Raw genomic sequence first — 20,200 nt, forward strand, 5'->3', positions numbered from 1 at the left:
GCGCACCGACCCCGAGGCCGGTTACTTCTGGTTCAGATCGCGCCGCGCCGCGACCTTCGAAGACAGGCCGTGGATCTGCACGAAGCCCTTGGCCAGCGACTGGTCGAAGGTGTCGCCCTCGTCGTAGGTGGCCAGGTTGAAGTCGTAGAGCGACTGCTCGGAGCGCCGACCATTGACCACAACGGAGCCGCCGTGCAGCACCATACGAATGTCGCCGGAGACGTGCTGCTGGGTTTCGGTGACGAAGGCGTCGAGTGCGCGCTTGAGCGGGGAGAACCACAGGCCGTCGTAGACCAACTCGCTCCAGCGCTGCTCGACCTGCCGCTTGTAGCGGCCGAGCTCACGCTCGACGGTGACGGCCTCGAGCTCCTGGTGCGCGGTGATCAGGGCGATGGCGCCGGGCGCCTCGTAGATCTCACGGCTCTTAATGCCGACCAGCCGGTCCTCGACCATGTCCAGGCGGCCGACGCCCTGCCGTCCGGCGCGCAGGTTCAGCTCGACGATGGCCTCGAGCACGGTGACCTGACGGCCGTCGATGGCAACCGGGACACCCTTGTCGAAGGTGACGATCAGTTCGTCCGGCGCCTCGAAGTTCACCGTCGGGTCGGCGGTGTAGTCGTAGACGTCCTTGGTCGGCGCGTTCCAGAGGTCTTCGAGGAAGCCGGTTTCCACCGCGCGACCGAACACGTTCTGGTCGATGGAGAACGGCGACTTCTTGGTGACGTTGATCGGCAGCGAGTTCTCCTCGGCGAAGGCGATGGCCTTCTCCCTGGTCCAGGCGTAGTCCCGGACCGGGGCGATCACGTTGAGGTCGGGCGCGAGCGCGCCGATGCCGACCTCGAAGCGCACCTGGTCGTTGCCCTTTCCGGTGCAGCCGTGCGCAACGGTGCTCGCGCCGTGGAATTTGGCGGCCTCGACGAGGTGCTTGACGATCAGCGGGCGGCTGATCGCCGACACCAGCGGGTAGCGGCTCATGTAGAGCGCATTGGCCTGGATGGTCGGCAGGCAGTAGTCGTCGGCGAACTCGTCGCGCGCATCGACGACAATTGCCTCCACGGCGCCGCAGTCCAGCGCTCGCTGGCGCACCACGTTCATGTCCTCGCCGCCTTGGCCGAGGTCGATGGCGACGGCCACCACCTCGGCGCCGGTCTCCTTGGCGATCCAGCTGATCGCGACGGAGGTGTCCAGCCCACCGGAGTAGGCGAGTACGACGCGCTCGGACATGTCTATGTGCTCCTCGGATTTCGTGCTTGTCTGTGGTCTTGTGCCCGCGTCGGCAGGCGCGCAGCCGGGGGCCGGGTCTACGTCCCGGCAGCCTGCACCGTTCTACAAATGATTATGCACGACTATGCAAGCTCATTCACAACCGGGGTCGCGTCGGGCCCGCTTCCGGCGAAAACAGGTATTCCGCGTTGTGCGAACTGTGTGCGACGAGTCGAGCCTGCCAGATTGCAGGCCGTCACCGCAGCACGACGATCGCACCGGGTGGGAAGCGGCGCAGACCGGCAACGATGTGTCGGCCACGAGCCTTCGTCGACCTCATCGCCTCCGGCACCACCGGCCATCCGGGTCAGGCCGGCCCCGGCGACGGCCGAGGCGGTTCGGCCGAGGCGACCGCGGGCGTATGTGGCACATCGTCGTGGCGACACGCCGTGCACACACACGTATCCGGATCTCCGGCCGATCGGCCGGGATCTGTGGGACACGTAGGGGTCAGGCGAGTTCTTCGATTTTGGCGGCCAGTTCGGCGCCGGTGAAGGGCTCGCGGGCGATGACGGCAATGGTGTCGTCGCCTGCGATGGTGCCGACTATGTAGGGCAGGGCGGCACGGTCGAGGGCACTGGCCAAGTAGTGGGCGGCGCCGGGTGGGGTGCGCAGGACGGCGATATTGCCGCTGGCATCGGTCGAGACGAGCAGGTCACCGAGAAGCTTCGAGAGGCGGTCGGTGCCGCCGGTGACGCCGCGCACGGGACTGCCGTCCTCGGGGACCACGTAGACGCCCGCGCCGCCGTCGGCGGCACGCAGTTTGACCGCACCCAGTTCGTCGAGATCGCGCGACAGGGTGGCCTGGGTGGTCTCGATTCCCTCGGCCGACAACAACGCGGCGAGCTCGGTCTGGCTGCGGACCGCGTGCGCGAGCAGCAGCTCGATGATGCGGGACTGACGTCCGGCGCGGGTCCCCGCGATCGCAGGCCCCGTCTTGCCGGGTTCTGGGCGGGTCACGCTCATCGCGCCACCTCGCCCCTGATTCGCTCGCTCACGACGCCACCTCGTCGACGCCCCGCCGCCGCCCGCGACGCGCACCACAACCGGGCTCTCTCGCTCACGCCACACCCTCGGCGCGCTTGGCCAGCAGCCACACCAGCAGCGCCTTCTGCGCGTGCAGCCGATTCTCCGCCTCGTCCCAGACGACACTGTGCGGACCGTCGAGCACCGCGTCGGTGATCTCCTCGCCGCGATGGGCGGGCAGGCAGTGCAGCACAACGGCATCGGACTCGGCATGGCCGAGCAGTTGCTCGTCGAGCTGGAACGGACGGAACGGACCGACCCGGTCGAGGCCGTCGTTCTCCTGGCCCATCGAGGTCCACGTGTCGGTCACCAGCGCGTCGGCGCCCTCGGCGGCGGCCACCGGGTCACCGGTGAGTGTGATGGTCGCACCGGTTTCGGCGGCGCGTTTGCGGGCGGCCTCCAGAATCCACGGCAGTGGCTCGAACCCGGCCGGCGCCGCGATGGTCACGTTCAATCCGGCGGTGACTCCGCCCAGCAGCAGCGAGTGCGCCATATTGTTCGCGCCGTCGCCGAAGTAGGCGAGCTTGCGACCCGCCAGGCTGCCCTTGCGCTCGATGAGCGTCTGCAGATCGGCGAGCACCTGACACGGGTGGAACTCGTTGGACAACGCGTTCACCACCGGAACCGTTGCGGTGGTAGCCATTTCGTCGAGGCGGACCTGCTCGAAGGTACGCCAGACAATGGCATCGACATAGCGCGACAGCACCGTGCCCGTGTCACCCAAGGTCTCCTCGCGCCCGAGCTGCGTGTCGCGGCCGTCGACGACGACGGCGTGCCCACCGAGTTGGGCGATGCCCATTTCGAAGGAGAACCGGGTGCGGGTGGAGTTCTTCTCGAAGATCACCCCGACACCGCGCGGACCCGCCAGCGGCCGATGCGAGAACGGCGCCTTCTTCAGTTCGGCGGCCAGCGCGAGGATTTCGGCCTGTTCGACCGGGGTCACATCATCGTCGCGAAGGAAGTGGCGCAGGCTCATCCCTTGGCTCCCTTCGCATCTCGAGCGGCGCCGTCCAGAATGTCCGGCAGGTCGGCGACAAAGTTGTCGGACTGGGTCTCGGTGAGCACCAGCGGCGGCGCGAGCCGAATGACGTTGGGCTTCGGCGCGTTCACCAGATAGCCCGCGGCCCGCGCCCTGGCCTCGACCTCGGCCGAGACGTCGTCGGTGAGCACGATGCCCAGCAGCAGACCCGCACCACGCACGTGGTCGACCATCGGGTGCTCGAGCAGCTCGATACCGTCGCTCAGCCGCTTGCCGACCGACTCGACGTGCGAGAGCAGATCCAGTTCGTCGATCGTGCGCAGCACGGCGAGCGCGGCCGCGGCGCAGACCGCGTTACCGCCGAACGTGGTCCCGTGCAGTCCCGGAGTCAACAGATCAGCTGCCGGTCCGGTGGCGAGCACCGCACCGATCGGCAGGCCACCGCCCAGGCCCTTGGCCAGGGTGATCACATCCGGCACGATGCCGGAAGCCTGATGCGCGTAGAACTTTCCGCAGCGTCCGATGCCGGTCTGCACCTCATCGAGGATCAGCAGCGCACCGTGACGCGCGGTAATGTCACGCGCCTTCACCAGGTAGTCGACAGGCGGCACGACGACGCCACTCTCCCCCATGATGGGTTCGAGGAAGACCGCGGCCGTGTCCTGGTCCACCACGGCCGCCAAAGCCGCGGCATCGCCGTAGGGCACGTGCACGACGCCGGGCGGCATCGGCTCGAACGGCGTCCGCTTCGACGGCTGGCCGGTGAGCGCGAGCGCGCCCATGGTCCGGCCGTGGAATGCCTCCTCACACGCGACGAGCTTGCGCCGACCGGTCAGCCTGGCCATTTTGAACGCGGCCTCGACGGCTTCGGTGCCGGAGTTGCAGAAGAACGCGCGGCCGTGCCCGTCACCGAATTCGCCGTCACCGAAATGCGCGAGCAGCCGTTCGGCCAGCTCGATCACCGGTTCGTTCGCGAAGATGTTCGAGGTGTGCCCGAGCGTGCCGAGTTGCTGGGTGACGGCCTCCAGAATCGCGGGGTGGGCGTGCCCGAGGCTGTTGACCGCGATGCCGCCCAGGAAGTCGATGTAGCGCTTGCCGTCCGCGTCGTAGACCACCGCGCCCGCGCCGCGCACCAGCGCGACCTTGGGCGTCCCGTAGTTCTTCATCATCGCGTCGGACCACCGCTGCTGCAATGCGGCGGTGTTGGTGACTTCGTTCGCTACTTCGCTCATGATTTCGTTCCGTTCGGCGGGCCGGCGCCGTCCGAACTGGACAACACGGGCGACACCATCGTTCCGATTCCTTCTCCGGTGAACAGCTCGAGCAGCACCGCGTGCGGTACCCGGCCGTCGATGACGTGCGCGGTCGGCACTCCCCCCTGGACGGCGCGTAGGCAGGCTTCCATCTTGGGCACCATGCCCGCGTCCAGACTCGGGAGCAACTTCGCGAGCTCGTCGGCGTCGATGTGTGAGGTGAGCGACGAGCGGTCCGGCCAGTTGGTGTACAGGCCCTCGACGTCGGTCAACACCACCAATTTCTCGGCGCCGATGCCCTCGGCGAGCGCGGCGGCGGCGGTGTCGGCGTTGATGTTGTGCACCACGCCGTCGGCGTCGGGGGCGATGGTCGAGACCACCGGGATGCGGCCCGCGCCGATGAGGTCGAGCACGGCCGCCGGGTTCACCTCGGTGACGTCGCCGACCAGACCGATGTCGGTCGGTGCGCCGTCCACATCGACGGTGCGCCTGGTCGCGGTGAACAGTCGCGCGTCCTCACCGGAGATGCCGACCGCGTACGGGCCGTGCGCGTTGATGAGCCCGACGAGCTCGCGGCCGACCTGACCGAACAGCACCATCCGCACCACGTCCATCACCTCGGGTGTGGTGACACGGAAACCGCCGCGGAATTCGCCGTGCATGCCGAGCTTTTTCAGCATCGCACTGATCTGTGGTCCGCCACCGTGCACGACCACCGGGTGCACACCGACGGTGCGCAGGAACGCCATGTCGGCGGCGAAGGCCCGTTTGAGCTCCGCGTCGACCATGGCATTGCCGCCGTATTTGACGACCACGATCTTGTCGCGGAACTTCTCCAGCCACGGCAACGCGCCGGCCAGTACATGAGCCTTGTCCAACGCCGAAAGGTCGTGCAGCACTTGCTCACTCATGAGCTGTAGGCCGAATTCTCTTCGACATAGCCGTGCGAGAGGTCAGTGGTGCGGATCATGGCCGTACCGTCACCGACGTTCAGGTCGATGTGCACGTCGATGTCCATGCCGGACAGGTCGACCGCACGCGCGCCCGGCGCGCCGACGCCGTCGATGCACACCGGGTTTCCGTTGAAGGACACCGAGATCCGGTTCGGGTCCAAGGTGATCGGCGCGATGCCGACAGCGGCCAGCACCCGGCCCCAGTTCGGGTCGGAGCCGAACAGCGCCGTCTTGACCAGACTGTCGCGGGCCACGGCGCGCGCGGCGATCAGCGCCTCGTCCTCGCTGACCGCGCCGGAGACGATGACGTGCACCCGCTTGGTGACGCCTTCCGCGTCGGCCATCAACTGTGCGGCGAGATCGTCGCAGACCGCGAGCACCGCGGCGTCGAGATCCTCCTGGGACGGCGTGACCTCGCTCGCGCCGTTGGCAAGCAGCAGCACGGTGTCGTTGGTCGAGCAGGAGCCGTCGACGTCGAGCCGGTCGAAGGTGAGCCGCGTCGCGTTGCGCAGCGCCCGATCCAGCTGGTCCGCGGTCACCGCGGCATCGGTAGTGAGCACGACCAGCATGGTCGCCAGCGAGGGCGCGAGCATGCCCGCGCCCTTGGCCATGCCGCCGACGTTCCACTTGTCCTGGTGGTGGAAGGCCGCTTCCTTGGGCACGGTGTCGGTGGTCATGATCGCGTGTGCCGCGTCCAGGCCGCCCGACAGACCGCCGCCCATCTCGTGCACGATCTCGGTGACCGCGGGAATCACTTTGTCCATCGGCAGCCGGTCACCGATCAAACCGGTCGAGCAGACGGCGATTTCGCCTGCGCCGGTCTCGGTGCCCCAATTGCTCAGCGCTTTGGCCAATTCCTCGGCCGTCTGATGGGTGTCCTGAAATCCGCCGGGACCGGTGCAGGCGTTCGCGCCGCCGGAGTTGAGAATGACCGCGCGCAGCCGACCGGACCCGAGTACCTGCTGTGACCACAGCACCGGCGCGGCCTTGACCTGGTTGCGGGTGAACACCCCCGCGGCGGCGTACTCCGGTCCCTCGTTCAACACCAGGGCCAGATCGGGTTTCCCGCTGGCCTTGATGCCCGCGGCGATGCCTGCGGCACGGAAGCCGAGCGGTGCGGTAACCCCCTGGGTCCGGACCAGCTTGCCGCCCGAGCCCTCGGTTGATGTCCCAGCGGTTGTCGTCACGGTGCCACTCCTACGGTGGAAAGTCCTGCGGTCTCGTCGAATCCGACGGCCAGATTCATGGATTGCACCGCGGCGCCCGCGGTGCCCTTGGTCAAGTTGTCGATCGCTCCGATCACCACGAGCAGGCCCGCGTCGGGGTCGACCGCGACCTGCAGCGTGACAGCATTGGAACCGAGCACCGAACCCGTCTGCGGCAGTTGACCTTCCGGTAACAGATGCACGAACGGCTCATCGGCGTAGGCCTTTTCGTAGACCGCGCGCGCCTGCGCGGCGTCCACACGCGTCGGTGCGGTGCAGGTGGCGAGGATGCCGCGCGGCATCGGCGCGAGCACCGGCGTGAACGAGACGGTGACGTCGGTTCCGCCGGCCGCCTTCAGGTTCTGCGAAATCTCGGGGGTATGCCGGTGCGCGCCCGCGATGCCGTAGGCACGTACCGAACCCATGACCTCGGATCCGAGCAGCCCGACGTCGAGCTTGCGGCCCGCGCCCGAAGTGCCGCTCACCGCAACCACATGCACCGTCGGCTCGACGATGCCCGCCGCGATCGCCGGTGCGAGCGCCAAACTCGCCACCGTCGGGTAGCACCCGGGGACAGCGATACGGCTCGCACCGCGCAGCTTCTCGCGGCCGCCGGGCAGCTCCGGCAGACCGTAGGGCCAGCTGCCCGCGTGCGGGCTGCCGTAGTACTTCTCCCACGCTTGCGCGTCGGTCAGCCGGAAGTCGGCGCCGCAGTCGATGATCACGGTCGTCTCCGGCAGCAGCTGCGCGATGGCGGCGGACTGGCCGTGCGGCAACCCGAGGAACACCACGTCGTGACCGGCCAGCTCGTCGGCGGTGGTCGGAGCGAGGACACGATCGGCTAGCGGCAGCAGATGGGGCTGATGCTCCGCCAGCGTGCTGCCCGCGTTCGCCCCCGCGGTCAGCGCGCCGATGACAAGGCGCCCGTCGCGGTATGCCGGATGCCCGAGCAACAAGCGCAGCACCTCGCCGCCCGCATACCCGCTCGCACCGGCCACCGCGACCCGCAACACGGGTCCGTCCGCTGAATCAACCATGTGATGATTATGCACGATTATGCAAGCCCATTCATGAACGGGGTGGCTTGCCGCCGAACAATCGCGCGATCGGCGGGAACATCAGCAACGTGGTCGCACCCGCGGCCACCAGGTGAAGGCCATATCCTGCGTGATCGGTCCAGTGCTCATCGCACCCTGAGTAACCGCGATCATGATCGGCAAACCTGCCACCGCATACAACGCCGGCCGAGCACGCTCGAGCGACGGCATGTTCGCCTCGTGCGGGCTTACAGCGCTCGCCCAGCCCAGGCACCGGCCAAGGGCGGCCACGATGGACAGGACGGCCGCACCGACGATGCGGACTGGTCAGCGTCTCCCCTGTCCGATCTATCGCAAGGGCACGGGATCGATTCCGAGCGTCTCGGCGAGACCGGATTCGCCCTGCTGTGTGAGACGGACGGCGCGGCCGTTGCCGACGCGATGGATCCAAGAGAGGTCCTGCAGACGGCGGCACAGCTGCGCTCCGGCGGCGCCACCCAGGTGCGTGCGTCGCTCGGTCCAATCGAGGCAGGGTCGGGCGACGGGCCTGCGGGTGGCGCGCAACCGAGCCGGGTCGATCCCCATGGGGCCGGTGAGCCAGGCCAGACCCCCAGCAGTCAGCGCGAACCCGCCGTGACTGTCGAGCAGGCCGCGGGTAGTCATCGCATCGGTGATCGCCACGCCGAGACGTCCCGCGAGGTGGTCGTAGCAGGTGCGGCCGCGCGCGAGGGCGGCAGCGACGGTGGCCGAGCGCAGCCCCGCCACTTCGGTGCGCGGCGGGTCGAGGTGGGTGACCATGGCCTCTAACAGCTCCGCTACCTGGGGGTTCGCCAGCTGCACATAGCGGTGTCTGCCTTGACGGCGTTCGATGAGCAGGCCGCCGTCGAGTAGCCGGTTCAGATGTTCGGTGGCCGTGGACGCCGCTACACCGGCATGGCGCGCCAGCTCGCCCGCGGTCCAGGCACGGCCATCGATCATCGCCAGGCACATGTCGGCGCGGGTGCGGTCGGCGAGCAGTACCGCCAGTCCGGCCAGTTCGGCTCCTCGGGTGTGCACCACTCCATGATGGTGCGCTGTTGTTTCGGCGGCCACCGAAACAACAGCGGGATACGGTCACGGCATGAACGCCGATCAGCCCCCGATGAGCAAGCCGAAGATCTTCCACGAGCTGCACCACCGGGACGAGCCGCTCGTACTGCCGAACGCCTGGGATTTCGGCTCCGCGGCGGCGCTCGCGGCCGAAGGTTTTCCCGCCATCGGCACCACCAGCCTCGGGGTCGCCGTCGCGGCGGGACTGCCCGACGGAACCGGCGTTGCCCGCGACGAAACACTCACAGTGGCAACACGACTCGCGCGCCTCGCGGTGCCGGTGACCGTCGACATCGAAGGCGGCTTCAGCGACGATCCCGGCGAGGTAGCCGACTATGTCGCCCGATTGGCCGACTTGGGGATCGCCGGAGTGAACCTCGAAGACGGCCGGTCGGGAAGCACTCTCGCCGAGCCCGGCCACCAGGCGGAGCTGATCGGCGCGATCAAGGCCCGCATACCGGAGCTGTTCGTCAATGCCCGTGTCGATACGTATTGGCTGAAGCTGCACCAGGATTCGACGCTCTCCCGAGTCGGCCGGTATACCGAGGCCGGCGCCGACGGCATCTTCGTGCCCGGCATGACCGACCCGGTCGATATCGCCGGTCTGGTCGCCGCGACCGCGCTGCCCGTCAACATCCTGTACGCCGCCCACGGCCCATCGATCGCGGCACTCGCCGAGTTGGGCGTGCGCCGCATCAGCACCGGCTCATTGCTGTACCGCACGGCGCTCGCGGCCATCGTCGACGCCGCCCGCGCGGTGCGCGACGACGGCCCGTTCACCATCGAGGTTCCGACCTACCGGGAGGTGCAGACCATCACCGCGTCGGATACGTGACAGCGTGCTGACCAACTCGGCGGAAGAAAATCCGCGGCGACGTCGATCCGGCAACGACCCGTTCGTGTAGGAGGTGAGGCCGGCAGCGCGCCGGCACCCGGGAAGGAGCGGATATGAGCAGGATCATTGCCGTCGAGAACCTCACCCTCGACGGAGTCGTGCAGGCGCCGGGACGCGTCGACGAGGACCTGCGGGACGGATTCCGGCACGGCGGTTGGGCCCATCGTTACAACGACCCGGTGCAGGCCAGGGTGCTGGGCGAGCACATGGCCACCCATCGAGGCGCACTACTGTTCGGGCGGCGTACTTATCAAGACTTCTACGGGTTCTGGCCACATCAGACCGACAACCCGGTCTCCGAGGTGCTGGACAAGACCGAGAAATTCGTCGCGTCCCGAACGCTGACCGAGCCGCTCCCCTGGCAGCACTCGACGCTGCTGCGCGGCGACGCCGTCGGCACGGTGGTGGAACTCCAGCGGGCACAGCCCGACCGTGACCTGGTCGTGCTCGGCAGCGGCAACCTACTGCAATCGCTGATGCGGCACGATCTCGTCGACGAGTATCTACTGATGATCCATCCGATCCTGGTCGGCAGCGGACGGCGCTTGTTCGAGGGCACCGACCTCGGCGAGCTCGAGCTCACCGCGTGCGTCCCGACCACCACCGGCGTCGTGATCGCTACGTATCAGCGCAAGTGAGGAGCGTCGAGATGAAGCAGTACCTGCTGAGCATCTATCAGTCCGAAGGGGGCGTGCCGCCGGGCAATCTGGACGAGATCATGCGCGAGCTGCACGTCGTGAACGATGAGATGCGCGCGGCGGGCGCGTGGGTGTTCGCCGCGGGTCTCAACGCGCCGAGCACCGCCACCGTGCTGCGCGCCACCGGCGATGATGTGCTCATCACCGACGGTCCCTACGTCGAGAGCAAGGAATACATTGCCGGATTCAGCATCATCCGGGCCGCCGATCTCGACGAGGCGCTGGGATGGGGCAGCAAGGTCGCCATGGTGCTCGGCCTGCCGATCGAGATCCGGCCGCTAGAGGATGGCTGACAACGCCACGGTGACGCCCGCGGTGATCGAGGACGTGTTCACCGAACACTACGGTCGCGCGGTGGCGAGCTTGATCCGCGTCTTCGGTGATATCGGCGTCGCCGAGGACGCGGTGCAGGACGCCTTCACCACCGCCGTTCAGCGGTGGCCGACCGAGGGGCTCCCGCCGAGCCCGCCCGGATGGATCATCACCACCGCACGCAACCGTGCGGTCGATCGACTGCGACGCGAATCATCCCGCCACGACCGACATGCCGAGGCCGCATTGCTGCACGCCGACGCCGAACCGGTCGACGACGGCGCGATCGGGGACGACCGGCTCCGCCTGATCTTCACCTGCTGTCACCCCGCATTGGCCCTCCATGCCCGAGTGGCCCTTACCTTGCGGCTGCTCGGCGGCCTGACCACTACCGAAATCGCCCATGCCTTCCTGACTTCCGAGTCGACCATGGCGCAGCGGCTCGTCCGCGCCAAAGGCAAGATTCGCGACGCCCGCATCCCCTACCGCGTCCCCGGTGACGCGGACCTGCCCGATCGCCTCCGCTCGGTATCGGCCGTGATCTATCTGATCTTCACCGAGGGGCACACAGCCAGCTCGGGTTCCCGCCTGGTTCGAGAAGACCTGTGCGCCGAGGCGATTCGTCTCGGACGCCTCCTCACCGAGCTCATGCCCGACGAACCGGAAGTCCACGGGCTGCTCGCGCTGATGCTGCTCACCGAATCTCGCCGCGGCGCACGCACCTCACCTGATGGTGCACTGATTCCGCTGCCCGAGCAGGACCGCACCCGCTGGAACCGCGGCCTGATCGCCGAAGGACACGCCATCGTGCGAGAGTGCCTGCGCCGCAATCAACCCGGCCCTTATCAAATCCAGGCAGCGATCAACGCGGTCCACACCGACGCCGCCGACGCGGCAGCGACCGACTGGCAGCAGATCCTGCACCTCTACGACCAGTTGGCCGCGATGGCGCCGAACCCGGTGGTACTGCTCAACCGTGTGGTGGCGATGGCCGAGGTCGATGGCCCGTGCGCCGCGCTTGCCCTCCTCGACGACATCGACTTGGCGAATCATCATCTCTTCCATGCCATTCGAGCCGATCTCTTGCGTCGCGTCGGCCGCACCGCCGAGGCGGCAGCAGCCTACGACAGCGCCATCGCCCGTACCGAAAACCTCGCCGAACAGACCTTTCTCCGATCCCGCCGCGCGGCGATCGCGGCAACGGATCACGAGGACTGACCTCGCCGGTCCGCGTCACGAACCCGAGAACGGCTTGCGCGCAGTAGCTTTGCGCGAGCCGATCCAGTGGTGCGGGGAAGGAGGGTCGCAGTGGGCGACCGTTCCAGGTGCGCTTCACACGAGCCGGCCACCCCCGTCGACATGCAGGGTGGTGCCGGTGAGGAACGGGTTGGTCAGGGTGAGCAGGGCCGCCGCGGAGATGTCGGCGGGCAGGCCGACTCGGCGGGCAGGATTGGCGGCCGCGACGTCGGCGAAGAAGCGGTCCTTGGTCGCCATCGCGTCCCACGCTCCCGAGTCGACGATGCCCGGTGACAGCGCATTGACCCGGATGGGGGCCAGCTCCACCGCGAGCGCCTCGGCGAGGAAGCTCACCGCGCCGTTGGTGGTCGCCATGACCGCGCGTCCCGGGGCGGGACGCCACGCGGCGACGCCGGAGAACAGCAGCATCGCACCGTCTTCGCGGATCCGGGGCGCGAAGTGTTTGGCCAGCAGGATCGGGCCGATGACCTTGGCGTCGAATGCGCGAGCCACCGCAGCACGGCCCAGCTCCGTCACCGGTCCGTTGGCGTGGGCGGCGGCCACCGACACCAGGTAGTCCACAGCACCGAGCTGCTCGGCCAGCCGTTGGATGGACTCCTCCGCACCGAGGTCGACCTGGGCGGTGTGCACATGGTCGCCGAGTGTTGCCTGCGCCGTCTCCAGCGCGCCGGTGTCACGGCCCGCGATGACCACCGTCGCGTCCGCAGCAAGCGCGTCGGCCGCGATCTGTCTGCCGATGCCCGAACTACCGCCGATGATGACCAATTTCTTGCCGTTCATCGAGCCTGTCATGGGGTCTCCTTCGGTAGTTGTTGTCCTTCACCGAAGTCGAACGCACCACCACGATCGAGCAATCCCGTCGTGATATCGATCTTTCCTACATTTCCGATAGAATCTGCGAATGCCAACGCTGCGAGGGCTGGAATGCTTTGTGGCCGTGCTCGATTTCGGCTCGGTGACCGAGGCTGCTGCGCGCCTGCACATGTCTCAGCCCGCGTTGTCGCATCAGATCGCGGCACTGGAGCGAGAAATCGGCACCCCGGTGGTCGAGCGACTGCCCCGCGGCGTGCGCCCGACGGCGGCGGGACGCGCGATCGTCATGGATGCGCGAGCCGCACTGGCCGCGGCCGAGCGGGTAGTAACCACCGGTCGGGCCGTTGCCCGCGGGGCCGAGGGACAACTACGTATCGCGTGCGCAGAGAGCATGACCGCCGGATTGCTCGCGCCGGTGCTGCGGGCGTGGCATCGCCGCCATCCCGGCGTTCACCTGGCACTGACCGAACTGGCCAGCGCCGATGCTCTCGCCGAGCTGGTGGCCGCGGGCAAGGTCGATATCGCGATCGGTCCGCGACCGTCGCGGTGGGACAGGCCCATCGATGTGATCGGCGAGGAAGAAATCGTCGCCGCGATGCCCTGTGACAACGCTCCCGCCACCCCCATGACCTTCACCGACCTCGCCGCGGAGCCGATGGTCCACTATCACCCCGACAACGGACTCGGCAGCTGGATCGACGAGGCCGCCGCCCGCAACGGCGTCACGCTGACCGCTGCCACCCGTACCAAACAGGCGACCACTGCCGCGCAGCTGGCCGCGGCCGGTCTCGGCGTCGCACTGGTGCCGACGACCGCACTGACCGCAACCTTCGCGGGCGCGGTTCGCAGCATCGTGCCACCGCTGACCCGCTCGGTCGTCTGCCTCACCATCACACCGCACGACCCACTCGTCCAGCGGTTGCGCACAGATATCCGACACCGCGGCATCCCCGTGCCCGCAGCGATCGCCGCACAGCTCACCCCGCCAGAGTGAGGCGCCGTCCACACAACAACGCCGCAAAGACAGTCGCCTGGGGCACGCGTCGACAACGGACTCGGTGGAAGCTCCGATTCTTCGATCGGCGACAACCGGTCAGCGGGTATAGGCCAACGCAAAGCCGGCCGATCCTTCACCATCGCACTCCACTCAATGCTTGCGCACCACTCGCTCCCCCTGGCCCGGCTTCCAGATAGTGATGTCCAAGTGGTCGTCGACGACTGCGACGGTCGAGGCACCGGTCAGGTCCGCGACGAAGAAGTGGTCGAATTCTTGCCCGCGGAGGTCGAACCCGCTGTCGTCGAAAAGCTGCTGCGCGAAACGCGCATGGACTTCCTTGTCACGGAGATCGGTGACGGTGCCGAAGAGTTTGGCGTCGCCGTCGCCGACCTTGGTGTCCACCGTCGCGGTGTGCAGGCAGAAGCGCGGGTCACGCTCCAGGTCCTTGAACTTCGTCGTGCCGGGCATACCCACGATCGTCAGCATGTCCTCGAAGAGGATCGGCTCGACAGGGCTGATCCGTGGGAAACCGTCGGACCGTAGCGTGCCGAGCATGCAGAGGTTGCCGGTGGCTTTGTGCCGCCGGGTGAACACTGCGGCGATCTGGGGCGCTTCTTCGGCGAACTGGCTCCAAGTGGTCATACCGACGACTCTATGATCAAACCTTGACATCTTCTGTCAAGGTTTGGCGACTAATCTCGAGCTCCATGAGGGCAAGCAGATTGGTTCAGCTGCTGTTGCTGCTGCAGACGCGGGGCCGGTCGACGGCGCCGGAGCTGGCGCGCGAACTGGAGGTGTCGGTGCGCACGATCTATCGCGACATCGATGCGCTGTCGGAGGCCGGTGTTCCGATCTTCACCGAACCGGGGCGGGCAGGCGGCGTCCAGCTCGTCGACGGATATCGGACCCGGCTGACCGGACTGACCACCGAGGAGGCCGACGCCGTACTACTGGCCGGATCACCCTCCGCGGCAGCCGATCTCGGCCTCGGCACCGTGCTCGCGACGGCGCAGCTCAAGGTGCTCGCCGCACTGCCGCCCGAATTGCGCGGCCGAGCAACGCGAATCGCCGAACGGGTACATATCGACGCGCCCGGCTGGTTTCATCGCCCCGACGAAACCCCCACGCTGGCGGCGGTTGCCGACGCGCTCTGGCACGATCGCAGGCTCGCGGTGCGCTACGGGCGGAAGGACGCGGTGGTGGAGCGGCGGCTCGATCCGCTCGGCCTGGTATTGAAAGCGGGCACCTGGTACTTGGTCGGACGGAACGGCACCGCGATCCGTTCCTACCGCGTCGGCCGCATCGCCGCCGCCGAGCCGACCGGCGAAACCTTCGACAGGCCAGATGATTTCGATCTGGCCACGCACTGGTCCGAAGCCGGCGACGATTTCGCCAGGTCGATGCTGCGGGTGCGCGCGCGCTGCCGGATCGCGGAGGGCCACGTGCGCTTATTGCGGCTCGGCTTCGATCCGGCGGCGGTGACCGAGGCATTGGCGTCGGCAACACCGCCGGATGCACAGGGCTGGGTGGAGGTCACTCTCGGCGCGGAGTCCTATTCGGTACTCGCACACGGCATCCTGCCACTCGGCGAGTACGCGGAGATCCTGGATCCGCCTGAACTGCGCGCCCAACTCGCGGCGACCGCCGTAGCGATGGCCGACCGCTATAGGCGGCCGGTCGATCACCGGAATCGACGCGGCGACTCTCCGTTCACCCGCGGCGTTTCACCGCAGTGAGCGGAAGAATTCGCGGACGTCGGCGGCCAGCAAATCGGGCGCCTCCATCGCCGCGAAATGGCCGCCGCGATCGTATTCCGTCCAGCGCACAATGGTATGGGCCTGCTCGGCCAGCTTCCGGATCGAATTGTCGCCCGGGAAGATCGCCGCACCTGTCGGCACTCCGGAGTTCCTCGAGTCCACGCCCCAGGAGTTCGATTCCCGGTAGAGCCGAATCGAGGACGCGAAGGTCTTGGTGAACCAGTAGATGCTGACGTTGGTGAGCAGCGCGTCGAGGTCCACGGCATCCTCCGGTAGTTCCTTCGCCGGATTCGTCCACCGCTGGAACATGTCGACGATCCAGGACAGCAGACCGACCGGAGAGTCGTGCATGCCGATGGCCAGGGTTTGCGGACGGCCCGACTGCACCATGGCGTATCCGTAGCGGGTGTAACTGTCCGGCCCTATCATCGCCTCCAGCCGTGCCTGGTCCTGCGCGCTGTACTCGGATTCCGCCGTATCCCACAACGATCCCGATGCCCCTGCCGCCCGGTCGCCATCCCGGGACCGCTCGTCGCCGCCGAAGGAGGGAATCGTGATCGGACCGTTCACATGGATGCCGACGAGATGTTCGGTCGCGATACGACCCAGTTCTGTGGACACGAAGTACCCGGCATCGCCGCCCTGCGCTCCGTAGCGGTCATAACCGAGTCGAGCCATCAGCGCGGCGACGACCTCGGCATATCGTTCGGTCGACCCGTCCCCCACCTTCGTAGTGGGACCGGAGAACGCGAAGCCGGGCAGCGAGGGGATCACCACGTGGAAGGCGTCGGCGCGATCACCGCCGTGTGCGCGCGGATCGGTGAGCGGGCCGATCACCTCCAGGAACTCGACGAACGAGGCGGGCCAACCGTGGCTGAGCACCAGCGGCAACGCATCCGGTTCCGGCGAGCGGACGTGCAGGAAATGCACTGTCTGTCCATCGATTTCGGTGACGAACTGCGGAATCTCGTTCAGCCGCTGCTCGTTGGCGCGCCAGTCGTAGCGGGTGCGCCAGTATTGAGCGAGCGCCTGCAGATAGGCAACCGGCATGCCGTAAACCCAACCGACACCGGGCAGTTCGTCGGGCCACAGGACGTTCGCGAGCCGGGCGTTCAAATCGTCGATCTGATGCTGCGGGATCTCGATGCGGAAGGGGCGGATGTCGTGTTCACTGCTCATGATGACAACGCTATGAGGCATTTAGGACAGGTTCGTTCCTAACAGTCTGGCACTCTGGAAGACATGTTGGAAACCTCGGCGCGGCTGCTCAGACTGCTCGCACTGTTGCAGACACATCGAGATTGGACCGGCGCCGATCTCGCGGCACAGCTCGACGTCACCACCCGAACCGTCCGACGCGATGTGGAGCGCCTGCGGGAGCTCGGCTACCCGGTGCACGCCACCCGGGGGACGGGTGGTTATCGCCTCGGCGCGGGCGCCGCGCTGCCGCCGTTGCTGCTCGACGACAACGAGGCCGTCGCTGTTGCCGTCGGTCTGCGCAGCGCCTCCGACGGCGCGGTCGCAGGCATCGAGGAAGCCTCCCTACGCGCGCTGACCAAGCTGGAACAGGTGCTGCCGCCGCGCTTGCGGCACCGGGTCCGCACCCTACGCGACGCCACCGTTCGCGTCGGCGTGCCGGGAGCAGCGGTCGCGCCGGACACGCTGATGGCGATCGCGGAAGCCTGCCGGCGCCGGGAGCGGCTGCGCTTCGACTACCGCGCGCACACCGGATCGGTCAGCGTCCGCTCGGTCGAGCCGCACAGCCTGGTGCACTTCAGCAGGCGCTGGTACCTCGTCGCCTGGGATGTCGACCGGGCCGACTGGCGCAGCTTTCGGGCCGACCGGATCGCTCCCCGAGTGCCGACCGGGCCGCGTTTCGAGCCACGCGAAATCCCGGAAGGTGATGTCGCGAAGTATCTTTCACTCCAACTGTCGGCACGCAGCTGGCCGTACCAGGCGACCGTGCTGCTGCACGTCTCCGCGGCAGAAGCCGCGGGCTGCGTGTGGCCGGGCATGGGCGTCGTCGCGGCCGTCGACGAGCACAGCTGCCAGCTGCATGTCGGCGCGGACACTCCCGAGGCGCTGGTCTGGATGATCACTTCGTCCGACATCGACTTCACGCTGCTCAGCGGACCTCGGGAACTGGCCACCGCGCTACGCGCCCAAGCCGCCCGCTGCGATCGAGCCCTGCGGAATTTTCCCTCGACCTGAAAACCCCGCTGGGGCCGCGGCGAATACCCACGGCCCGCGGCGTCTGCCCGAACAGTTACCCACCCGAGCTCAGCGGTACTGCGTGAAGAACTCGGCGAGCTCACCCGCCATGAGGTCCGGCGCGCTGTGATGCAGATAGTGGGTGAAGACGTTGTGGGTCTTCCAGGAGACGATGTTGTGGTCACGTTCAGCGAAGCGGCGGATGCCGTGGAAGTCGCCTGCCGAGCCGGACAACGCCACCGGGACCGTGCTCGGCTCGGTGGGACGGTCGGCCTTGTCCTTCTCGTAGTAGTGCCGGATCGCCGAACCCGCTGTGCCGGTGAGCCAGTGGATCGCGATATTGGTCAGCACGAAATCATCGTCGAGATCGGGACCGAGCAACTGGCTGTTCCAGCCGACCAGACCCGTCGGGGAATCCATCAGCGCGTGCGCCAGTGTCTGCGGCTGCTGGGACTGCAGAACATTGAAGCCCATCTTGTTCTTGACGAACCAATCCAGCGTCGCCAGCGACTGCTTCTCGTCGTCGTCGAGGTCGACCAGCTCGGCCGGGTCGCCCGACGGGAACGAGTACACCTGTGTGACGTGCACGCCGACAACATGTTCCGGGTCGACGCGACCGACCTCGGGCGAGATCGCCGAGCCGCCGTCGTTGCCGACCGCGCCGTACCTGGCGTACCCGAGCCTGCGCATCAGCTCGGCCCATGCCCTGGCGATGCGGGTATCGTTCCAGCCCGCTTCGGCGGTGGGACCGGAGAAGCCGTAGCCGGGCACCGACGGGATCACCAGATCGAACCCGGCCGCGGTCAGCGGCTCGATCACATCGAGGAACTCGACGAAGGTGCCGGGCCAGCCGTGGGTCAGGATCAGCGGGAAGGCGTCGCCCTGCGGGGACTTCACGTGCAGAAAGTGGATGTTCTGCCCGTCGATTTCGGTGGTGAACTGCGGGTAGACATTCAGGGCCGCTTCCACCGCGCGCCAGTCGAATCCGTCGCGCCAGTACCCGACGAGGTGCTGAACACGGTCGACGCCGACGCCGTAGGTATCGCCGGAGCCCGCGATCTGGTCGGTCCACCTGGTGCGGGCCAGCCGGTTCTGCAGATCGTCGAGGTCGGCTTGCGAGATATCGATGCCGAAGGGCGTGATGGCGGCGGTCATGATCGAACTCCTAATTGAAACGGAATACTCTGTTCTACTCAAATCATAGCGGAATGAATCGTTCCGTTCAAGTACTGAGCCGAAATCGACTTAGATCTCCCAATCGAGCACTGGCGCAAGGGCTTTGAACTGCACCCCAGCGGGGACCAACCGCAGCACCGCGTTGCGCAGCGCCACCGCAGGCGCGGACGACAGCTGACCGACGGTGCCGATACGCGCGGAGCGAGCCGCGATCATTTGGGTGCGCGGCCTGCGCTGCCGGTCGTAGCGGGTCAGGTCACCATCTTCGGCGGCCACCCGAGCGAGGACAACGGCATCCTCCAGCGCCTGGCAGGCCCCTTGCCCCAGGTTGGGGGTCATCGCATGCGCAGCGTCGCCGATCAACGCGATCCGTCCTGCAACATAGGTCTTCAGGGCAGGAAGCTCGTAGAGATCATGCTTCAGGACGGCGGATTCGTCGGCCGCCGCGAGCAGACTCGGAATCGGGTCGTGCCAGGTCCCGAACCGGCGACGCAGTTCGGCGAGTCCCCCACCCGGCGTACCCGCGGGCATGTTGGCCGTCGCGAAGCAGTACACCCTGCCGTCGGCAAGCGCGCCATATCCGAAACGCTCACCGCGACCCCAGGTTTCCCCCATGTCACCCATCGGCTCGGTCGGCATGACCACCACGCGCCACGCGCCGTACCCGCTGTACCGTGGCGTGATCTCGCCGCACACCGCCTCGCGCACCACGCTGTGGATGCCGTCCGCACCGACAATCACGTCACCGCGCAACACTCCCGTCGAGTGCACGACCGTGCCGTCGGACCGCACCGCGGTCACCGAGAGACCGGTGCGCAGCGCGGATTCGGGCACGGCGGCACGCAGGATATCCAGCAAGTCGGCACGATGCATCATGATCGGACTCCCATACCGCGCTCGGACGGCGGTCAGGTCGGTGCGAGATAGCCAGCGCCCCTTACTATCTCGGATTCCGGAGGCACCGTCCTCGATCGCTCGTGCTCGTACTTCCTCACCGAGGCCGAGTGCGTCCAGTGCACGAAGAGCATTGGGCCACAGCGACAAACCCGCACCGACCTCGGCGATGCGAGTGGACCGCTCCAGGACCTCCACCTCCCAGCCCCGCTGAATGAATCCGATGGCGGTCGCAAGACCACCGATGCCACCGCCGACGATCACTGCCTTGGACATGTCACGTTCCCCTTCGATCAGTTACGGCTCCGGCGCCCGGGTCGGGCGCGGCGCCGATGTGAACGTACTACAGATGTAGTTTACTGCACTACCAATGTAGTGTAAGTCA

General features: G+C 67.4%; 20 protein-coding genes. 7 read left to right on the forward strand and 13 right to left on the reverse strand.

Going from position 1 to position 20,200, the window contains the following annotated elements; all coding sequences use genetic code 11:
* Nucleotides 1-21 precede the first annotated feature (21 nt).
* The 8 genes from AB0M74_RS31725 to AB0M74_RS31760 form a co-directional block, all read right to left on the reverse strand.
* Entirely contained in the window at nt 22-1,224 is a 1,203-nt protein-coding gene (locus tag AB0M74_RS31725) for an argininosuccinate synthase (RefSeq protein WP_366529987.1), read from the reverse strand.
* 489 nt (nt 1,225-1,713) lie between these two features.
* Entirely contained in the window at nt 1,714-2,229 is a 516-nt protein-coding gene (locus AB0M74_RS31730; protein ID WP_366529988.1) for an arginine repressor, read from the reverse strand.
* Nucleotides 2,230-2,323: 94 nt separating this feature from the next.
* Complete coding sequence (argF, locus tag AB0M74_RS31735; protein WP_366529989.1) at nt 2,324-3,265, reverse strand: ornithine carbamoyltransferase; 942 nt, start codon at nt 3,263-3,265, stop codon at nt 2,324-2,326.
* Entirely contained in the window at nt 3,262-4,500 is a 1,239-nt protein-coding gene (locus AB0M74_RS31740; protein ID WP_366529990.1) for an acetylornithine transaminase, read from the reverse strand. The genes argF and AB0M74_RS31740 overlap by 4 nt, the downstream gene beginning before the upstream one ends.
* Nucleotides 4,497-5,432: an acetylglutamate kinase gene (argB, locus tag AB0M74_RS31745; protein WP_366529991.1), complete on the reverse strand. Its 936-nt coding sequence runs from the start codon at nt 5,430-5,432 to the stop codon at nt 4,497-4,499. The genes AB0M74_RS31740 and argB overlap by 4 nt, the downstream gene beginning before the upstream one ends.
* Nucleotides 5,429-6,661 (reverse strand): bifunctional glutamate N-acetyltransferase/amino-acid acetyltransferase ArgJ, encoded by a 1,233-nt coding sequence (gene argJ, locus AB0M74_RS31750; RefSeq protein WP_366529992.1) that lies wholly within the window; start codon nt 6,659-6,661, stop codon nt 5,429-5,431. The genes argB and argJ overlap by 4 nt, the downstream gene beginning before the upstream one ends.
* A complete protein-coding gene (gene argC / locus AB0M74_RS31755) occupies nt 6,658-7,716 on the reverse strand; it encodes an N-acetyl-gamma-glutamyl-phosphate reductase (protein WP_366529993.1) in 1,059 nt (352 codons plus the stop codon). The genes argJ and argC overlap by 4 nt, the downstream gene beginning before the upstream one ends.
* A 348-nt stretch (nt 7,717-8,064) precedes the next feature.
* Complete coding sequence (locus AB0M74_RS31760) at nt 8,065-8,772, reverse strand: winged helix-turn-helix domain-containing protein (protein ID WP_366529994.1); 708 nt, start codon at nt 8,770-8,772, stop codon at nt 8,065-8,067.
* Between the two features lie 64 nt (nt 8,773-8,836).
* Here AB0M74_RS31760 and AB0M74_RS31765 point away from each other — a divergent pair, with 64 nt between their 5' ends.
* The 4 genes from AB0M74_RS31765 (at nt 8,837) to AB0M74_RS31780 (ending at nt 11,928) form a co-directional block, all read left to right on the forward strand.
* Nucleotides 8,837-9,640, forward strand: coding sequence for an isocitrate lyase/phosphoenolpyruvate mutase family protein (locus tag AB0M74_RS31765; RefSeq protein WP_366529995.1), 804 nt, complete (start codon nt 8,837-8,839; stop codon nt 9,638-9,640).
* 113 nt (nt 9,641-9,753) lie between these two features.
* Nucleotides 9,754-10,338, forward strand: a complete 585-nt coding sequence (locus AB0M74_RS31770) for a dihydrofolate reductase family protein (protein ID WP_366529996.1) — start codon at nt 9,754-9,756, stop codon at nt 10,336-10,338.
* A gap of 11 nt (nt 10,339-10,349) precedes the next feature.
* Nucleotides 10,350-10,691, forward strand: a complete 342-nt coding sequence (locus AB0M74_RS31775) for a YciI family protein (RefSeq protein ID WP_366529997.1) — start codon at nt 10,350-10,352, stop codon at nt 10,689-10,691.
* On the forward strand, nt 10,684-11,928 hold the full coding sequence (locus AB0M74_RS31780; RefSeq protein WP_366529998.1) for an RNA polymerase sigma factor: 1,245 nt from the start codon (nt 10,684-10,686) through the stop codon (nt 11,926-11,928). Before AB0M74_RS31775 ends, AB0M74_RS31780 begins: the two co-directional genes overlap by 8 nt.
* 114 nt (nt 11,929-12,042) lie before the next feature.
* Here the strand turns inward: AB0M74_RS31780 and AB0M74_RS31785 are convergent, their stop codons facing one another.
* Nucleotides 12,043-12,759: an SDR family oxidoreductase gene (locus AB0M74_RS31785; RefSeq protein ID WP_366529999.1), complete on the reverse strand. Its 717-nt coding sequence runs from the start codon at nt 12,757-12,759 to the stop codon at nt 12,043-12,045.
* A 109-nt stretch (nt 12,760-12,868) separates the two neighbouring features.
* Between AB0M74_RS31785 and AB0M74_RS31790 the strand changes: the two genes are divergently transcribed.
* Nucleotides 12,869-13,774 carry a LysR family transcriptional regulator gene (locus AB0M74_RS31790; RefSeq protein ID WP_366530000.1) on the forward strand — a complete coding sequence of 302 codons (906 nt, stop codon included), beginning with the start codon at nt 12,869-12,871 and terminating at the stop codon, nt 13,772-13,774.
* A gap of 153 nt (nt 13,775-13,927) precedes the next feature.
* Here AB0M74_RS31790 and AB0M74_RS31795 read toward each other — a convergent pair whose 3' ends face one another.
* Complete coding sequence (locus tag AB0M74_RS31795) at nt 13,928-14,419, reverse strand: pyridoxamine 5'-phosphate oxidase family protein (RefSeq protein ID WP_366530001.1); 492 nt, start codon at nt 14,417-14,419, stop codon at nt 13,928-13,930.
* A 65-nt stretch (nt 14,420-14,484) separates the two neighbouring features.
* On the opposite strand from AB0M74_RS31795, the gene AB0M74_RS31800 reads away from it, so the two are divergent.
* Nucleotides 14,485-15,513, forward strand: a complete 1,029-nt coding sequence (locus AB0M74_RS31800) for a WYL domain-containing protein (RefSeq protein ID WP_366530002.1) — start codon at nt 14,485-14,487, stop codon at nt 15,511-15,513.
* Here the strand turns inward: AB0M74_RS31800 and AB0M74_RS31805 are convergent.
* On the reverse strand, nt 15,502-16,713 hold the full coding sequence (locus AB0M74_RS31805; RefSeq protein ID WP_366530003.1) for an epoxide hydrolase family protein: 1,212 nt from the start codon (nt 16,711-16,713) through the stop codon (nt 15,502-15,504). The genes AB0M74_RS31800 and AB0M74_RS31805 overlap by 12 nt on opposite strands.
* A gap of 63 nt (nt 16,714-16,776) precedes the next feature.
* Between AB0M74_RS31805 and AB0M74_RS31810 the strand changes: the two genes are divergently transcribed.
* Nucleotides 16,777-17,745: a WYL domain-containing protein gene (locus tag AB0M74_RS31810; RefSeq protein WP_366530004.1), complete on the forward strand. Its 969-nt coding sequence runs from the start codon at nt 16,777-16,779 to the stop codon at nt 17,743-17,745.
* A gap of 69 nt (nt 17,746-17,814) precedes the next feature.
* Here AB0M74_RS31810 and AB0M74_RS31815 read toward each other — a convergent pair whose 3' ends face one another.
* A complete protein-coding gene (locus AB0M74_RS31815) occupies nt 17,815-18,900 on the reverse strand; it encodes an epoxide hydrolase family protein (protein WP_366530005.1) in 1,086 nt (361 codons plus the stop codon).
* 90 nt (nt 18,901-18,990) lie between these two features.
* On the reverse strand, nt 18,991-20,091 hold the full coding sequence (locus AB0M74_RS31820) for an FAD-dependent monooxygenase (RefSeq protein ID WP_366530006.1): 1,101 nt from the start codon (nt 20,089-20,091) through the stop codon (nt 18,991-18,993).
* Between the last annotated feature and the right edge of the window lie 109 nt (nt 20,092-20,200).

Source organism: Nocardia sp. NPDC051463 (assembly GCF_040681975.1).
Lineage (GTDB): Bacteria > Actinomycetota > Actinomycetes > Mycobacteriales > Mycobacteriaceae > Nocardia.

Coding starts and splice junctions, on each gene's coding strand:
- AB0M74_RS31725 (WP_366529987.1), bottom strand. CDS start 1,224: ATGTCCGAGCGCGTCGTACTCGCCTACTCCGGTGGGCTGGACACCTCC.
- AB0M74_RS31730 (WP_366529988.1), bottom strand. CDS start 2,229: ATGAGCGTGACCCGCCCAGAACCCGGCAAGACGGGGCCTGCGATCGCG.
- argF (WP_366529989.1), bottom strand. CDS start 3,265: ATGAGCCTGCGCCACTTCCTTCGCGACGATGATGTGACCCCGGTCGAA.
- AB0M74_RS31740 (WP_366529990.1), bottom strand. CDS start 4,500: ATGAGCGAAGTAGCGAACGAAGTCACCAACACCGCCGCATTGCAGCAG.
- argB (WP_366529991.1), bottom strand. CDS start 5,432: ATGAGTGAGCAAGTGCTGCACGACCTTTCGGCGTTGGACAAGGCTCAT.
- argC (WP_366529993.1), bottom strand. CDS start 7,716: ATGGTTGATTCAGCGGACGGACCCGTGTTGCGGGTCGCGGTGGCCGGT.
- AB0M74_RS31765 (WP_366529995.1), top strand. CDS start 8,837: ATGAACGCCGATCAGCCCCCGATGAGCAAGCCGAAGATCTTCCACGAG.
- AB0M74_RS31770 (WP_366529996.1), top strand. CDS start 9,754: ATGAGCAGGATCATTGCCGTCGAGAACCTCACCCTCGACGGAGTCGTG.
- AB0M74_RS31775 (WP_366529997.1), top strand. CDS start 10,350: ATGAAGCAGTACCTGCTGAGCATCTATCAGTCCGAAGGGGGCGTGCCG.
- AB0M74_RS31780 (WP_366529998.1), top strand. CDS start 10,684: ATGGCTGACAACGCCACGGTGACGCCCGCGGTGATCGAGGACGTGTTC.
- AB0M74_RS31785 (WP_366529999.1), bottom strand. CDS start 12,759: ATGACAGGCTCGATGAACGGCAAGAAATTGGTCATCATCGGCGGTAGT.
- AB0M74_RS31790 (WP_366530000.1), top strand. CDS start 12,869: ATGCCAACGCTGCGAGGGCTGGAATGCTTTGTGGCCGTGCTCGATTTC.
- AB0M74_RS31795 (WP_366530001.1), bottom strand. CDS start 14,419: ATGACCACTTGGAGCCAGTTCGCCGAAGAAGCGCCCCAGATCGCCGCA.
- AB0M74_RS31800 (WP_366530002.1), top strand. CDS start 14,485: ATGAGGGCAAGCAGATTGGTTCAGCTGCTGTTGCTGCTGCAGACGCGG.
- AB0M74_RS31805 (WP_366530003.1), bottom strand. CDS start 16,713: ATGAGCAGTGAACACGACATCCGCCCCTTCCGCATCGAGATCCCGCAG.
- AB0M74_RS31810 (WP_366530004.1), top strand. CDS start 16,777: ATGTTGGAAACCTCGGCGCGGCTGCTCAGACTGCTCGCACTGTTGCAG.
- AB0M74_RS31815 (WP_366530005.1), bottom strand. CDS start 18,900: ATGACCGCCGCCATCACGCCCTTCGGCATCGATATCTCGCAAGCCGAC.
- AB0M74_RS31820 (WP_366530006.1), bottom strand. CDS start 20,091: ATGTCCAAGGCAGTGATCGTCGGCGGTGGCATCGGTGGTCTTGCGACC.